The sequence below is a fragment of the Pusillimonas sp. MFBS29 genome, from assembly GCF_020687695.1.
GTDB lineage: Bacteria > Pseudomonadota > Gammaproteobacteria > Burkholderiales > Burkholderiaceae_B > Pusillimonas_C.
In genome coordinates this window covers 174153-190580 of sequence record NZ_JAJEWL010000008.1, presented here as the reverse complement: position 1 = coordinate 190580, position 16428 = coordinate 174153, and the positions used below count along the sequence as shown (strand labels likewise).

General features: G+C 57.4%; 13 protein-coding genes and 1 tRNA gene. 12 read left to right on the top strand and 2 right to left on the bottom strand.

The genetic code is table 11. The features are described 5' to 3' along the window. The first annotated feature begins 3 nt into the window (after positions 1-3). From LKR43_RS13210 to LKR43_RS13170, 9 genes are all read left to right on the top strand, one after another. Entirely contained in the window at positions 4-546 is a 543-nt protein-coding gene (locus tag LKR43_RS13210; RefSeq protein WP_227684529.1) for a F0F1 ATP synthase subunit delta, read from the top strand. A 36-nt stretch (positions 547-582) separates the two neighbouring features. After that, positions 583-2124: a F0F1 ATP synthase subunit alpha gene (gene atpA / locus LKR43_RS13205; RefSeq protein ID WP_227684528.1), complete on the top strand. Its 1542-nt coding sequence runs from the start codon at positions 583-585 to the stop codon at positions 2122-2124. Between the two features lie 99 nt (positions 2125-2223). Continuing rightward, complete coding sequence (atpG, locus tag LKR43_RS13200) at positions 2224-3135, top strand: F0F1 ATP synthase subunit gamma (RefSeq protein ID WP_227684527.1); 912 nt, start codon at positions 2224-2226, stop codon at positions 3133-3135. 48 nt (positions 3136-3183) lie between these two features. Further along, positions 3184-4605, top strand: coding sequence for a F0F1 ATP synthase subunit beta (atpD, locus tag LKR43_RS13195; protein ID WP_227684526.1), 1422 nt, complete (start codon positions 3184-3186; stop codon positions 4603-4605). Positions 4606-4614: 9 nt separating this feature from the next. Then, positions 4615-5040, top strand: a complete 426-nt coding sequence (locus LKR43_RS13190; protein WP_227684525.1) for a F0F1 ATP synthase subunit epsilon — start codon at positions 4615-4617, stop codon at positions 5038-5040. Between the two features lie 173 nt (positions 5041-5213). Next, positions 5214-6017 (top strand): hypothetical protein, encoded by an 804-nt coding sequence (locus LKR43_RS13185; RefSeq protein ID WP_227684524.1) that lies wholly within the window; start codon positions 5214-5216, stop codon positions 6015-6017. 28 nt (positions 6018-6045) lie between these two features. Further along, on the top strand, positions 6046-7116 hold the full coding sequence (gene hemE, locus LKR43_RS13180; protein ID WP_227684523.1) for a uroporphyrinogen decarboxylase: 1071 nt from the start codon (positions 6046-6048) through the stop codon (positions 7114-7116). A 374-nt stretch (positions 7117-7490) separates the two neighbouring features. Further along, positions 7491-9545, top strand: a complete 2055-nt coding sequence (locus tag LKR43_RS13175) for a primosomal protein N' (RefSeq protein ID WP_227684553.1) — start codon at positions 7491-7493, stop codon at positions 9543-9545. Positions 9546-9594: 49 nt separating this feature from the next. Next, positions 9595-11712: a UvrD-helicase domain-containing protein gene (locus LKR43_RS13170; RefSeq protein ID WP_227684552.1), complete on the top strand. Its 2118-nt coding sequence runs from the start codon at positions 9595-9597 to the stop codon at positions 11710-11712. Between the two features lie 96 nt (positions 11713-11808). Here LKR43_RS13170 and LKR43_RS13165 read toward each other — a convergent pair whose 3' ends face one another. Then, positions 11809-12042: a hypothetical protein gene (locus LKR43_RS13165; RefSeq protein ID WP_227684522.1), complete on the bottom strand. Its 234-nt coding sequence runs from the start codon at positions 12040-12042 to the stop codon at positions 11809-11811. A 249-nt stretch (positions 12043-12291) separates the two neighbouring features. Here LKR43_RS13165 and LKR43_RS13160 point away from each other — a divergent pair, with 249 nt between their 5' ends. After that, complete coding sequence (locus tag LKR43_RS13160) at positions 12292-13512, top strand: CaiB/BaiF CoA-transferase family protein (RefSeq protein ID WP_227684521.1); 1221 nt, start codon at positions 12292-12294, stop codon at positions 13510-13512. Between the two features lie 21 nt (positions 13513-13533). Beyond that, a complete protein-coding gene (locus LKR43_RS13155) occupies positions 13534-15069 on the top strand; it encodes a 3-hydroxyacyl-CoA dehydrogenase (protein WP_227684520.1) in 1536 nt (511 codons plus the stop codon). 109 nt (positions 15070-15178) lie between these two features. Here the strand turns inward: LKR43_RS13155 and LKR43_RS13150 are convergent, their stop codons facing one another. Then, positions 15179-16087, bottom strand: coding sequence for a cytochrome c5 family protein (locus tag LKR43_RS13150; RefSeq protein ID WP_227684519.1), 909 nt, complete (start codon positions 16085-16087; stop codon positions 15179-15181). Between the two features lie 240 nt (positions 16088-16327). Between LKR43_RS13150 and LKR43_RS13145 the strand changes: the two genes are divergently transcribed. After that, a tRNA-Arg gene (locus LKR43_RS13145) sits at positions 16328-16402 on the top strand. Positions 16403-16428 lie beyond the last annotated feature (26 nt).

The following is a 16428-nucleotide window of genomic DNA, read 5'->3' as shown; positions in this document are numbered from 1 at the left end:
GCCATGGCTGAACTATCGACTATTGCCAGACCATACGCCGAAGCGTTGTTCGCAACGGCACGCAACGACCAGGCCACCGGCCTGGAGTCGTGGTCCGGTCTGGTGTCCGAGCTTGCACAGGTGGCAAGCCAGGACGACGTGCGCGAAGCGCTGACCGATCCGCGCCTGAATGCAGCTCAACGCATCGAGCTGTTTGCAGGCCTGATCAAATCGCAGTTGCCGGTTCAAGCACGCAATTTCATAGAATTGCTGATCAGCAACAATCGTATTCTGGTCTTGCCGCAGATTGCCGAGCAATTCGAAATACTGAAAAACCAGCACGAAGGCACCGCGCTGGCTGATATTCGCAGCGCGTATGCGCTCAGCGACGATCAGGTGCAGCAGCTTGTGTCGGGGCTGGAAAAGAAATTCGGCCTCAAGCTCAAACCGGCTGTTACGGTGGATGCCGACCTTATCGGTGGCGTACGCGTAACGGTAGGTGATCAAGTACTTGATACGTCCGTGCAGGCCCAATTGGCCCGCATGCGCGATACTCTGGCCGCCTGACGCGTGCCGGTATAACAGGATTCCAGGAGTCTGAACATGCAACTTAACCCGTCAGAGATCAGCGAACTGCTCAAAAGCCGCATCGAAGGCTTGGGCGCGTCGACCGACGTACGTACGCAGGGCACGGTTGTTTCCGTGACCGACGGTATTACCCGCATCCACGGTTTGTCCGACGTGATGCAAGGCGAAATGCTTGAATTCCCGAATAACGTGTTCGGTCTGGCGCTCAACCTCGAGCGTGACTCCGTTGGCGCCGTTATTCTGGGTGACTACACCGGTGTGTCGGAAGGCGACCCGGTCAAAACCACCGGCCGCATTCTTGAAGTGCCGGTCGGTCCCGAACTTCGTGGCCGCGTCGTCGACGCTCTGGGTTCGCCCATCGACGGCAAAGGTCCCATCAACGCCAAGGCAACCGACATCATTGAAAAAGTCGCGCCAGGCGTGATTGCCCGTCAGTCGGTATCGCAACCGCTGCAAACCGGCATCAAGGCTATCGACTCCATGGTTCCCGTTGGTCGTGGCCAGCGCGAACTTATCATCGGTGACCGCCAAACGGGTAAGACAGCTGTCGCTGTTGACACCATCATCAGCCAGAAAGGCAAAGACGTTACCTGCGTGTACGTCGCCATTGGCCAGAAAGCGTCCACAATCAGCAACGTTGTTCGCAAGCTCGAAGAGCACGGCGCGCTGGAATACACCATTATCGTGGCTGCCGCCGCATCCGACTCCGCTGCCATGCAGTACCTGTCGGCTTATTCGGGCTGCACCATGGGTGAATACTTCCGCGACCGCGGCGAAGACGCCCTCATCATTTATGATGACCTGACCAAGCAGGCTTGGGCCTACCGCCAGGTTTCGCTGCTGCTGCGTCGTCCTCCAGGCCGTGAAGCATATCCCGGCGACGTGTTCTATCTGCACTCCCGCTTGCTGGAACGCGCCGCACGCGTGAACGCCGACTACGTCGAGAAGTTCACCAACGGCGAAGTCAAGGGTAAAACCGGCTCGCTCACAGCATTGCCTATCATTGAAACCCAGGCTGGTGACGTTTCCGCATTCGTTCCGACCAACGTAATTTCGATTACCGACGGTCAGATCTTCCTGGAAACCGACTTGTTCAACGCAGGTGTGCGCCCCGCCATTAACGCTGGTATCTCGGTATCGCGTGTGGGTGGCTCGGCACAGACCAAGGTCGTGAAGAAGTTGTCCGGCGGTATTCGTACCGACTTGGCACAGTATCGTGAATTGGCAGCATTCGCCCAGTTCGCCTCCGACCTCGACGACGCAACACGTCGTCAGCTCGAGCGCGGCAAGCGTGTGGTTGAGCTGCTCAAGCAGCCCCAATATCAGCCTCTGCAGGTTTGGGAGCAGGCTGTAACGCTGTACTCGGTCAATAACGGCTACCTCGACGACCTCGAAGTTGAACAGATCCTGGCTTTCGAAAAAGCGCTGAAGGAAAACCTGAAGTCCAAGAACGAAGGTCTGATCCAGCGTATCGAAGACACCAAGGAACTGTCCAAGGAAGACGAAGCCGAATTGGCCGCAGCCATACAAGAGTTCAAAAAGCACGGTGCTTTTTAATTTTGACTGTTTAGGGTGATGAAGCATGGCTGCTTCAGTATCCATACGTAATGCAGAGCCCATCCGGGCTCTGTCATAACGCCCTTTCAGGAAAGAGCGATGGCCGGAATCAAGGAAATTCGAACCAAGATCAAGAGCGTGCAAAACACGCGCAAGATCACCAAAGCCATGGAGATGGTGGCGGCATCCAAGATGCGCAAGGCGCAAGAGCGGATGCGTGCCGGCCGTCCCTATGCAACCAAGGTGCGCGAGATCGCTGCTCATTTGATGCAGGCGCATCCCGACTACACGCACCCCTACATGATCGAACGCAGCGACGTTAAATCCGTCGGTGTTGTTGTCGTGACTACAGACAAGGGTCTGTGCGGCGGCCTGAACACCAACATCATGCGTCTGGTGCTGGCCCGTCTTAAGGAATTCGATCAGAAAGGCATCAAGGTGCAGGCAACTGCGCTGGGTAACAAGGGTGCTAGTACCCTGTCGCGTATTGGCGCAAACCTGGTTTCCCAGGAAGTGCAGCTGGGCGATACTCCCAACCTTGAGCGTCTTATCGGTGCCATCAAGGTACAGATAGACGACTTTATCGACGGCAAGGTCGATGCCATTTATCTGGCAACGAACCGTTTCGTCAATACCATGAAGCAGGATCCCAGCTTTATCCGCTTGTTGCCTTTGCCCAGCGGCCTGGCTGATCCGTTTCAATCGCAAGATGGTGCGGCTGAAGAAGAGAAAGATGTGGTCAAGACCAGCTATGGCTGGGATTACATCTACGAGCCTGACTCCAAAACCGTGATTGACGACCTGTTGATGCGCTATGTCGAAGGCCTGGTGTACCAGGCGGTGGCCGAAAATATGGCCTCCGAACAATCGGCGCGCATGGTGGCCATGAAGGCCGCTTCCGATAACGCCAAGAAAGTCATCGGTGAACTTGAACTGGTCTACAACAAGACCCGTCAAGCCGCCATTACCAAAGAAATTTCAGAAATCGTGGGGGGCGCTGCCGCTGTTTGAGGTTAAACAGAAAGGCAACCCGTCAAAGATATTTAGCAAGGACTAAACATGAGCAACGGAACCATCGTTCAGTGCATCGGCGCCGTGGTGGATATTCAGTTCCCCCGCGACACCATTCCAAAAATTTACGACGCGCTCAAGCTCGTCGACACCAGCTCGGCCTTTGCCGAAGCCGGCCTTACTTTCGAAGTTCAGCAGCAGTTGGGCGACGGCGTGGTCCGTACCATTGCCATGGGCTCGTCCGACGGTCTGCGTCGTGGCATGGAAGTAGCCAACTCCGGCGCGCCTATTTCGGTGCCCGTCGGTGAAGGCACACTGGGTCGCATCATGGACGTTCTCGGCCGTCCGATCGACGAGCGTGGCCCCATCGAAAGCGACGAAGTGCGCGCCATTCACCAAGACGCCCCCAAGTTCGACGAACTGTCGCCTTCGGTTGAGCTGCTGGAAACCGGTATCAAGGTTATTGACCTGGTTTGCCCGTTCGCCAAGGGTGGTAAGGTTGGCCTGTTCGGTGGTGCCGGTGTGGGCAAGACCGTGAACATGCTGGAGCTGATCAACAATATCGCCAAGGCACACAGCGGTCTGTCCGTGTTTGCCGGTGTCGGTGAGCGTACTCGCGAAGGTAACGACTTCTACCACGAAATGGCAGATGCCGGCGTTATCAAAATGGATAACCTGAAGGAATCCAAGGTTGCGATGGTTTTCGGTCAGATGAACGAACCTCCCGGCAACCGTCTGCGTGTGGCGCTTTCGGGTCTGACCATGGCGGAAAAATTCCGTGATGAAGGCCGCGACATCCTGTTCTTCGTTGACAACATCTATCGCTACACCCTGGCCGGAACCGAAGTATCGGCTCTGCTGGGTCGTATGCCGTCGGCTGTGGGTTATCAGCCTACGCTGGCTGAAGAAATGGGTAAGCTCCAAGAACGTATTACCTCGACCAAAACCGGTTCGATTACATCGATCCAGGCCGTTTACGTTCCTGCCGATGACTTGACCGACCCTTCGCCCGCTACAACGTTCCAGCACTTGGACTCCACGGTTGTGCTTTCGCGTGACATCGCCGCGCTGGGTATCTACCCCGCCGTTGATCCGCTCGACTCCACCAGCCGTCAGCTCGATCCGCAAATCGTTGGTGAAGAGCATTACGCGGTTGCCCGCGGCGTTCAGCAAACACTGCAGCGCTATAAGGAATTGCGTGACATTATCGCGATTCTGGGTATGGACGAACTGTCGCCGGAAGACAAGCAGGCTGTTGCACGTGCCCGCAAGATTCAGCGCTTCCTGTCCCAGCCTTTCCACGTGGCAGAAGTATTTACCGGTTCTCCCGGCAAGTACGTGCCTCTGGCAGAAACCCTGCGCGGCTTCAAGATGATCGTTGACGGCGAGTGCGACGCTTTGCCCGAACAGGCCTTCTACATGGTTGGTTCCATCGACGAAGCCTTCGAAAAAGCCAAGAAACTCCAATAAGGATTACACATGGCCAACTTGCAAGTTGACATCGTCAGTGCGGAAGAGTCGATTTTTGCCGGCCAGGCAACTTTCGTGACGCTGCCTGGCGAGTCCGGTGAGCTGGGCATACTGCCCGGCCACACGCCGCTTATCTCGCGCATACGCCCGGGAACCGTGAAAGTCGTTCAGGCCGATGGCACAGAAGTTAATGTCTTTGTTGCCGGCGGTATCCTCGAGATTCAGCCCGGTGCGGTAACCGTGTTGTCCGACACTGCCATCCGTGCCGAAGACCTTGATGAAGCCAAGGCTCTGGATGCACGCAAACGTGCTGAAGAAGCACTGCGCAACACCAAGGACAAGGCTGATATTGCCGTTGTCGAAGCCGAGCTGGCCATGCTGGCAGCCCAGGCTGCGGCCGCGCGCAAGCTAAGCCAGTTGCGACGCAAGCACTGATACACGAATCGGGCCATGCGCAGTAGCGTCGGCCCCTCTGATAAGCCCTGTCGGTTTTTACGGCAGGGCTTTTTTGTACGTATTTCCCGAGTTCAGATTTTTCCGAATTGTTGCGCTACAGGCGGCTGACTATGCTGGGGCCGTCCCGACAAACAATAATTCAGGAGAAAACCATGAGGGAACGTCTCGATTGCGCCTTGCTGTGCACCGATTACGACGCCGACCGTATCGGTCAGTACCATGGCGTTCATGCGGGCGGGCGCTTGCACCTGCAGGTGTTCGACAGCACCATAGACAGCACCGATACCGAGTCCGTGCATGTGCTGGCTAACGCCTGCATGCGCCTGCAGCGCTTTGATGCCTGCCTTGTACCGGTATCGCCACCCAATCTGGGCTGGATACGCATGGCGCTGTCCAGTGCGGGCGGAATCTTGCAGACGCCAGTCGTTGCCCTGGTCAGCGACCTGAAGGCAAGCGCGCTTCACGATCTGTTCAGCCTGGGCCTGGCCGACTTCATCCGCGATCCCATCTGCATGGAAGAGCTGCGTGCGCGTATCGAACGCTTGCTTGGTACACGTCGGTATAATGTCAGTTCGCCGGGTGTGGGGTGCCAGGCCTTGGTCGACGCGGCAAATCAGTATCGCCAATCCACCGAGCTCGCCCTTCTCGACGAAGAGGCCATGCATCAGTCCATACTGGACCGCAGTGGTGCCGAACTCGAGGCCTTTGCCATTGCTTCGGCCTCGCGCAGTGCTACCACCAAAGAATCTTTCCGCGCGGCAAAGGGCAGGGTAATCGAAAGGTTCGAACGGGCTTATATCAAGGCCGCTCTGGGGCGTCATTCAGGTAATATTGCCATGGCCGCCCGTTCAGCCCAGAAGCATCGGCGTGCCTTCTGGGCGCTTATGCGCAAACACAATATCGATGCCGCGCCATACCGCTGCGAGTCCAGCCCTAACTTCCCCGTAGACGGGTAAAATCAATAGTCTTCAAATAAGGATCAACGTGACCGCTCCAACCCTGAAAAACGATGTCTTCCTGCGTGCGCTTTTGCGCGAGCCAGTGCCTTACACTCCTATCTGGCTTATGCGCCAGGCAGGTCGTTATCTGCCCGAGTACAACGAAACCCGAGCAAAAGCAGGGTCGTTTCTGGCGCTGGCGCAAAATCGCACCTACGCCTGTGAAGTCACGTTGCAGCCTCTCGAGCGCTTCGATCTCGACGCGGCCATCCTGTTTTCCGACATCCTGACCATTCCCCATGCCATGGGATTGGGCCTGGATTTCCTGCAAGGCGAGGGCCCGAAGTTTGCCCATCCCGTGCGCAATGAAGACGACGTCCGCAAGCTCACTGTGCCCGATATGTCCAGGCTGCAGTACGTTTTCGATGCCGTATCCCTTATACGCAAAGAGCTCGACGGCAAGGTTCCCCTTATCGGTTTTGCAGGCAGCCCCTGGACAGTAGGTTGCTACATGGTAGAAGGGCAAGGTTCCAGCGACTATCGCCTCATCAAGTCCATGATGTACAGCCGCCCCGACCTGCTGCATCGCATTCTCGATATCAACGCCCAGGCTACGCAGCAATACCTGAATCAGCAGATCCAGGCTGGTGCGCAGGCGGTCATGATTTTCGACAGCTGGGGCGGTGTGCTGGCTGATCACCAGTTCCAGGAATTCTCGCTGGCTTATACACGCCAGGTTGTGCAGGGCCTGATCCGCGAGCACGAAGGGCGCAGGGTCCCGGTCATTGTCTTTACCAAGGGTGGTGCTCAGTGGGCAGAAGACATCGTCACCACCGGATGCGACGCCATGGGCCTGGACTGGACCGCCAATATGGCCAAAATCCGTCAACGCCTTGGTGATGCCGTTGCCTTGCAGGGCAATCTTGACCCCATGGTGCTGTTTGGCGGAGATGCCGCGATCCGTGCCCAGGCACGCAAGGTCATCGATGACTTTGGCCCCGTAGGGCAAGGTGGCCACGTATTCAACCTGGGTCACGGCATATCGCGCTTTACCCCACCCGAGGCAGTTACGGCATTGGTCGACGAGGTGCATACATACAGTCGTTCAAAGCACTGAACGGGGCTGGCGGCCATTGGAACCAACCTGTTTCATGTGCCGCCTGTCAAGGTTGTGCACAGATTTCGGTGCTATGCAACATTTCTGAAATAAGCTGGGTTGCAATCTTGATTTTGAGTATAAGTATTTAATTTTAAATGAAAAATTGAATTTCATGCTGCCTTGAAGCAAAATAATAAGGCTGAGTGCGTTGACTTTTCGGCAGTTGTTCGACAAATTTTCCCCAAAGTTATCCACAGGCTGCGCTGGAATTTGTCGAAAGCCCGTAACCACGGGCGTTTAACGCCCTAAGCAAGAATTTACTTGAAGTATTGATGCCCACACTCCACACTTCCCCCATACCTGAATCCACTGGGGCGGGGCAACCTGCCGGAATGGGTTTCTGGGTGCGTGTGGCGCTCGATGTACCAGTGCAAGGCCTTTTTGATTATTGCAGCGCAGTATTTGTACCGATTGGCACACGAGTCATTGTGCCTTTTGGTCGTCGCAAGCTCGTGGGTGTTGTGGTCGATACCCCGTCGCAGCCTGCGATTGATCCCGGTATAGCCAAGCTGGTCGAAGAAGTCCTTGACGACACGCCTGCGCTTCCGCCTGATTGGTTGCGCCTGGCATCATTTGCCGCGCAGTACTATCAGCGGCCTTTGGGCGAAGTGATGCTGCCGGCCTTGCCTGCAGGGCTGCGCAAGGTATCAGCCTATCAAGGCAAGCGTTCGGCCGGCGGACCGGTCAGGCGTATGGACAAACGGGCCAAGCCTGAGCCCGCCATAGTCGGGGCTGATGTTCCGCCCGCCCTGAATCCGGCTCAGGCGCAGGCAATGCAGGCCATCGCAGGGCAGCAAGGCCATAAAACCATATTGCTGCATGGCGTCACGGGCAGTGGCAAGACCGAGGTCTATCTGCATGCCGCCCAGGCCGTGCTGGCGCGTGGCGGCCAGGTGTTGTTCATGGTGCCCGAGATCAATCTCACGCCACAGCTCGAGCAATCGCTGCGAACCCGTCTGGCGGGCATCGCGGGCGGCGAAATGCTGGCTGTGATGCACAGTGGCCTGGCCGACGGGGAACGCCTCCGGGCGTGGATGAGGGCGCATCGGGGCGAAGCACGGGTTCTGTTGGGTACGCGGCTGTCGATTTTTGCTCCTTTGCCCGACCTGGGTCTGATTATCGTTGACGAAGAGCACGACGCCTCGTACAAGCAACAAGATGGTCTGCGCTATTCAGCCCGTGATCTGGCGGTATGGCGTGGACGTGACCGGAATATTCCGGTTGTGCTGGGTTCGGCCACTCCCTCGCTGGAAAGCTGGAACCACGCCGAAACCGGCCATTATTTGCGATTCTCCCTGCCGGAGCGTGCCAAAGCCGTGGAGCTGCCCAGCGTCAGGCTGGTCGATACCCGACGGCTGGCAATGCAGCAAGGGTTTTCACCACAGTTGATCAAGGCCCTGGGCGAACGTCTCGAGGCGGGGCAGCAATCGCTGATTTTTCTGAACCGGCGCGGATATGCCCCGGTACTCAATTGTGCGTCCTGTGGCTGGGTCAGTCAGTGCCCACGCTGCACCGCCTATACTGTATTGCACCGGGCAGGTACGGCGCGGCGCAATTATTTGCAATGTCATCATTGTGGTTACCAGGCACGTGTCCCGCACGCCTGTCCCGATTGCGGCGACCAGGACCTGAAACCCATGGGCCGGGGTACGCAGCGCGTGGAAGAGTATCTGGCGGAGCTGTTCCCGTCTGCCAGGATTGCACGCATTGATGCCGACAGCACACGACTCAAGGGGAGTGCGGCAGCGTTGTTTGCCAAGGTACATGCCGGTGAAGTCGACCTGCTGGTGGGAACGCAAATGGTTGCCAAAGGACATGACTTTGCCAATCTGGGGCTGGTCGGCGTACTTAATGCCGATGCGATGCTGTTTGCACAAGACTTTCGTGCGCCCGAACGCTTGTTTGCACAGTTGATGCAGGTGGCGGGCCGCGCGGGCCGTCATGTCAAGGGTGGCGAAGTTATCATCCAGACCGATTACCCCGAACAACCTGTTTACCAGGCGCTGTTGCGCCATGATTATCCAGGCTTTGCCGAATATGGTCTGGCGGAAAGGGAAGCAGTGGGACTACCTCCGTATGCCTATCAGGCGCTGCTTACCGCCGAAGCCCGAGAGCTGGCCGCCGCTCTGGACTTTCTTGCGCATGCACGTCAATTGCCTGAAAGGTTCGCAGATCAATATCCGACCGCATCCGCGCTCACGCTGTATGATCCGGTCCCATTGCGCGTCGTGCGGGTGGCCAACATTGAGCGGGCCCAGTTGCTGGTGGAAAGTGCCAATCGTCCTGCGTTGCAGGCCTTCCTCACAACCTGGGCTAGTGCGCTGGCGACCGAGGCCAGGGCTTTCCGGGTACGCTGGAACCTCGAAGTCGATCCCCTGGAAATATAAGGAAGGCTATCACTTGAGTCAGCAGCCAGGCCACACCGTCGCCACCGACATGAACACGATGCAACGCCAGGCGGTGTTGTATCTGGATGGCCCGTGCCTGGTGCTGGCTGGTGCAGGCAGCGGCAAGACGCGCGTAATTACACAGAAGATCGCCTATTTGTTGCGAGAATGTGGCTATCAGGCCAGGCAGGTGGTTGCCCTGACCTTCACCAACAAGGCCGCGCGCGAGATGAGCGAGCGGGTCAGGCAGCTGGTGGACAGTAAGCTTGCCAAAGGTCTGACTGTCAGTACCTTCCATTCGCTGGGGCTGCGTTTTCTCAGGGAAGAGGCTGTGCATGCCGGCCTGAAGCCGCAGTTTTCCATCCTTGATTCGAACGATGCACTGGCGATTATCCAGGAACTGCTTGCAACCACCGACAAGGCGCGTCTGCGGGCAGTGCAGCAGAATATTTCGCTGTGGAAAAATGCCTTGATGGATCCTGATGCGGCGGATCGCAGCGCCTCATCGCCGAGCGAAGCGGAGGCCGCAAAAATATATCGCAGCTATAGCGCGACGCTGGCCGCTTATCAGGCTGTTGATTTTGATGACCTGATTCGCCTGCCCGCCATGCTGCTTGAGCACAATTCCGAAGTCAGGCAGCGCTGGCAGGCTCGTGTGCATTACCTGCTGGTTGACGAGTATCAGGACACCAACGTGTGCCAGTACCGTCTGGTGCAATGGTTGACCGGCAAGCGGGCCATGTTTACTGCGGTGGGTGATGATGATCAGGCCATCTATGCCTGGCGCGGCGCCACGGTTGAGAATCTGGCAAACCTCACAACGGACTATCCCTCGATCAAGGTCATCAAGCTCGAGCAGAATTACCGTTCAGTGCAAAGCATTTTGTCAGCCGCCAATCAGGTCATCAGCCACAACCCTAATCTGTTTGGCAAAAAGCTTTGGTCCGAGCTTGGAGCGGGCGAACCCATACAGCTCACCCCAATGGATAACGACGAGGCCGAGGCCGAATCGATAGGCATCCGGCTGTCGGCGGCACGCTTTGAGCGCCGGGCCGAATGGCGTGATTTTGCGGTGCTTTATCGCAGTAATCAGCAGGCGCGTGTGCTCGAGCAAGCCTTGCGCAACCTAAGAATCCCGTACACCATTTCCGGAGGGCAGAGCTTTTTCGACAAACCTGAGATCCGCGATATTCTTGCCTATTTGCGACTGGTTGCGAACGACAGCGACGATCCTGCATTTATTCGTGCCGTCACAACGCCGCGACGCGGCATAGGCCAGGCTACCTTGCAAACTCTGGGGCAGTTCGCGGCCGAACACCAGCTTTCCCTGTTCGAGGCGATTTTCGAGATAGGCGACAGTGGCCGGCTGGCAGCCAAGCAACTCGAGCCGCTGCAGACATTCGGCACATTCATACAAAGCATTCAAAAAAGGGCGGGCCGCAAGGGCGAAGTTCCTGTCTGGCAGCCATCCCAGGCCAGCCTGCAGCTGGATGGGCCGGAACCTGAGTCTGCGGCCATGGGTCGGGCTTCCGGCGTGGATGGGGCGGTTACCGATACCGCCAGCATCGTTCTGGGTGACATGCTGGGCACCATACAGTACGAGCGCTTCCTGTACGACACTCTGGAAGAGCGTCCGGCCCAGAACCGCTGGCAGAATGTCATGGAGCTCGTGGGCTGGCTCAAGCGCAAATCCGAAGAAGACCGTTTGACACTGCTGGAGCTGGTCCAGCACGTCGCGCTCGTCACGATGCTCGATCGCAATGACGACGAGGACCCAGACGCCGTCAAACTGTCTACTTTGCATGCCTCAAAGGGGCTGGAATACCCGCATGTGTTTTTGGTTGGGGTGGAAGAGGGGCTGTTGCCGCATCTGGGGCGGGATGAAGATGACGTTGATCCTGCGAGCGCGGCAGAGGCACTCGCGCAGCGCATTCAGGAAGAGCGCCGTCTGATGTATGTGGGCATTACCCGCGCCCAGCGCAGTCTGCACCTGAGCTGGTGCAAGAAAAGAAGGCGGGCGCGTGAGGATGTCGTGCGGGAAAAATCCCGCTTTATCGAGGAAATGGGGCTGGGTCAGCCCGAAGTGGTCGAAGACGCTGCGGCCAGAGAGCCCAGTCCTAAAGACAGGCTGGGCATGCTCAAGGCCATGCTCAATAAAAGCGATTGATCACTAGTGCTGAAAAAACAAAAGCCTGCCCAAACGGCAGGCTTTTAGCCTTTTGCGCTGAGTCAGCGCTTTCGATTCAAGCTTGATGCTTGTGACTTACCACTGGGAGCCGGAAAAGCGGGCATCCTTTGCACGGGCGTCGTTCAGGGCTGCGGTTACATCAATAATGTAGTTGTTCGCTGCCTTGACACCGTTCTTGACGGATGCAAATGCTTTCTGGATCAGGGCAATCATCGAAACTGACTCACCATTGCTCAATGCTTTACGCATCAGGTCGCGCTCAAGAGAGTCACTCAAGCGGCTGTATTGGTTGTAAGAAAGATCCGACATAATTACCTCTGTTCAGGTTATGTACTGACAAACCGAATGTTTGTACTGACATGAGTAATTATAGGGTTAACCCTAGAATAAAGCTAGGGGTAAACCCTAATAACCCCTAATGGTGCCGGAAGTGTGGTTTATTTGCACCTTTTCCTTGTCAGGGCTGAATCTGGCCGGAGAGTGAGACGGGTTGTTGCTTAAACAACGTACCTGGCGTATCTAAGGCAAAATACGCTTTTGTCTTAATGAGCAGCCACCATGTCTTTTCGACCCGCACCCCTAACCGGAATCCGTGTTCTTGACCTGACTCGTGTGCTGGCGGGGCCCTGGTGTACGCAGAATTTGGCCGATCTGGGCGCAGAGGTCATCAAGATCGAGCGTCCTGGTGCCGGCGACGACACCCGCAGCTGGGGGCCGCCGTATGTGAAGGATGCAAACGGTCAGGATACGACCGAGGCCGCCTACTACGCTTCAGCAAACCGGAACAAGCAGTCCGTTGCCATCGACATCGCCAGCGAGCGTGGCGCCGATCTGGTACGCAAACTGGCTCTGCAATGCGACATTCTGGTCGAAAACTTCAAGGTCGGCGGTTTGCGCAAGTACGGGCTGGATTACGAAAGCATGAAGGCGATCAATCCGGCGCTGATCTATTGTTCCATTACCGGTTTTGGCCAGACCGGCCCCTATGCGAGCCGGCCAGGCTACGATTTCATGATCCAGGGCATGGGCGGGCTCATGAGCATTACCGGCGAACGTGATGACCTGCCGGGTGGCGGGCCACAAAAAGCGGGTGTCGCGGTTGCCGACCTGATGACAGGCATGTACTCCACCGTAGGGATTCTGGCAGCCTTGCATGAGCGCAGCCGCAGTGGTCTGGGCCAGCATATAGATATGGCCTTGCTCGATTGCCAGGTTGCCATGCTTGCCAACCAGAACCTGAACTACATGACATCGGGTGTTGCACCCAAGCGGGCGGGTAATGCGCATCAGAACCTTGTTCCTTACCAGGTGTTTGGCGCGGCTGACGGGCATTTGATTGTCGCTGTGGGCAATGATTCCCAGTTCCGGGCCTATTGCCAGGTCATAGGGCGTCCGGGATTGTCTGAAGACATTCGTTTCAGCACCAACCCTAATCGTGTGATCAACCGCGATATCCTGATCCCGATGCTGGTCGATGCCATGAAGACCCAGGCACGTGATCATTGGTTGCAGGCGCTCGAGCGTGCCGGGGTGCCGGCAGGCCCCATCAACACTATCGATCAGGTCTACGATAACCCTCAGGTCCAGGCGCGAGGCATGCGCCTGGACCTGCCGCACAGCGCAGCAGGAAAAGCACCGGTTGCCGCCAGTCCCTTGCGGTTCTCCGACAGCCCAGTGAACTATCGTCATGCGGCGCCGCTGCTGGGCGAACATACCGAACAGGTCTTGCGTGAGCGACTGGGGCTATCCGACGACGAAATCCGGCAACTGACCCAATAACCCATCACAAGGATTCATAAGATGAAAAGTATCAAAACCATAGGCATCATCGGTGCTGGCGCCATGGGACGCGGCATTGCACAAATCGCTGCCCAGGCGGGTATTGAGGTTCTGCTGTATGACCTCGATGCCTCGGCTGTAGAGAATGCGCGTGCAAGCCTGCAGCAGGTATGGGCCAAACTGGTCGGGAAAGGAAAAATTACCGCTGAGCTGGCCAGCGAATCCCATGACCGGGTTGTGCCTGCGACGGCCCTGCAGGACATGAGTCGTGCCGACCTGGTGATCGAAGCCGTAATTGAGCGCCTGGATGTGAAATGCGAGCTCTTCAAGCAGCTTGAGGCGATTGTTTCCTCCGACTGCATCCTCGCTTCCAACACGTCGTCATTGTCGATTACCGCCATGGCTCAGTCTTGCCTGCATCCCGCTCGTGTTGCAGGCTTCCATTTCTTCAATCCAGTGCCGCTCATGAAGGTGGTCGAGGTCATCGACAGCCTGCTTGGTGATCCAAAGACTGGCGATGCGTTGATGGCGTTGGCCCGTACCATGGGACACACGCCGGTCCGGGCCAAGGATATGCCGGGATTCATCGTGAACCACGCCGGCCGTGGCATGAGTGTGGAAGGTTTGAAGACGGCGCAGGAATCGGTCGCACCGTTTTATCAGATCGACGCAATCATGCGGGAGCAGGCTGGTTTTCGCATGGGGCCATTTGAGCTGCTCGACCTGACCGGTCTCGATGTCTCGCAGCCGGCCATGGAGTCGATTTACCAGCAGTTCTACGATGAGCCGCGCTTTCGTCCTTCCCCCATCGCTGCGTCGCGTTTTGCGGGCCGTTTGCTGGGCCGGAAAACCGGCGAAGGATTCTATCGTTATCCGGACGGACAGAAGCAGTCGCCCGACGAGCCCGCCGTGCCTGCCTTGCCCGCTGACCTGAAGGTATGGCTGGCGCCTTTTCACTCGGTAGGGCACAGGCGTGCGGCGGCGTTGCTCAAAACGCTGGGGGCAACCGTCGTGGCGGCCGAGACGCCGCCCGATGATGCCTTGATCATGATTACGCCTTATGGCGAGGACGCGGCCAGCGTGGCCGGCTCGCACCAGCTTGATGCCGAGCGTACGGTCGCACTCGACACATTTTTCGGCCTGGAGCAGGGCAAGCGCCGCGTGCTGATGTGTACGCTCGCAACGCTGCCCAAGTGGCGGGATGCCGCCCACGCGTTGCTCGCTTCAGATGGTACAGCCGTATCAGTGATTGACGATTCCGCAGGCTTTGTCGGCCAGCGCATCGCGGCCACCATTGTCAATATTGCCTGCGATATTGCCCAGCAAGGCATCGCAACTCCCGCCGATATTGACCAGGCAGTGGCATTGGGGCTGGGTTATCCGAAAGGCGGGCCTCTGGGTCTGGGTGACAGCCTGGGTGTCACCCATATACTGGAAATCCTGCGTACGCTGCAGCGCACGACCGGCGATATGCGCTACCGGCCCAGCCCGTGGTTGCAGCGCCGGGCATTATTGGGCCTGTCGTTGCGTACCGAGGCGGCCTGCGTCGCCCGCTAAAAGATCCAGAGGTACAGCCTTCCCATTGCTGTTGGAGGAGGCCAAAAAAAAAACCGCTGCATATATATGCAGCGGTTTTTTCATGCCCTGAAGAGCGTGGCAGATGTCGTTACTGAGAAGCCTGCACCATGTATTGGACAGCGGCCTTGATCTCGTCGTCGCTGGCCTGGGAGCCGCCACGTGGAGGCATGGCGCCCTTACCGTTGATGGCGATGGAGAGCATGCTGTCCATACCGGCGGCAATAAGTGGCGCCCAGGCGTCCTTGTCGCCCAGCTTGGGAGCTCCGGCCACACCAGCAGCGTGGCAGGCAAAGCAGACCGACTTGTAAAGTTTTTCACCGGCGGGATCGATGGCAGCTGCCTGCTCGGCAGGTGCGGCGGCCTGTTCCTGAGCGGCTGGTGCCTCGGCGGCAGCGGGCGCTTCAGTTGCGGGAGCCGGTGCCGGAGCGGCAGGAGCTTCAGCAGGCTTGGCTTCGTCGGCAGGCGCGTCGCCGGAGGGCTCTTTGGGTTCTTCAAAAGAAGCGCCGGACTGATTCGCCATGTAGACGACAGCGCGTTCTACCTCGAAGTCGCTAAGTGCCGGGTTGCCGCCCTTGGCAGGCATGGCACCCTTGCCGTGGATAGCGACCTTGACCATTTCTTCGTAGCCGGCCTTGATGAAAGGCGCCCAGGCGTCCTTGTCGCCCAGCTTGGGAGCGCCGGCAACGCCAGCCGTGTGGCAGGACGTACAGGTGGTTTCAAACACTTGCTGGCCCGTCTGGAAGACTTTGGGCGCGTTGGCATCGACCAGATTAAAGCCAGCAACCGGTTTGATGCGGTTGGCAATGGATTCTTCAGTCTGGGCGTCGGATCCCGAGCCTTTTTGTGCGCTTGCCTGAACCAGGTTGACCAGCAAGAGGATCACGATAACCGGCACGATAAACGCCAGGATTACGGTTACGATCAACTGCTTGGGCGTTTTGATGAGGCCTTCGTGCTCCTCGATGGTCTCTTCAACGTGTTCTTCCGTATTGTTCATAATCGAATCCTGCGTGTTCCTAGTCTGGGGCGCCAAGGCCTGAATTCTGTATGGTTTGAGTTGTTTGCAGGAGGCCTGTTTGCTTGATAAGTATCAATAGCAGGCGCTCTTGAATCTGCGATTATAACTAGAGTCATGGTTCAATGCATAAATAGCGCCTGTCGTAATGCACAGCCGTGCGCAGGGCCTTTGAAACCAGCTTCAAAAAGGTTTGCATAAACACGCTACAATAGCGACCCTGCGCCCGTAGTTCAATGGATAGAATGAGAGTTTCCGAAGCTCTTGATACAGGTTCGATTCCTGTCGGGCGCGCCAGATTATAAAAAAGCAGCCTGCGGGCT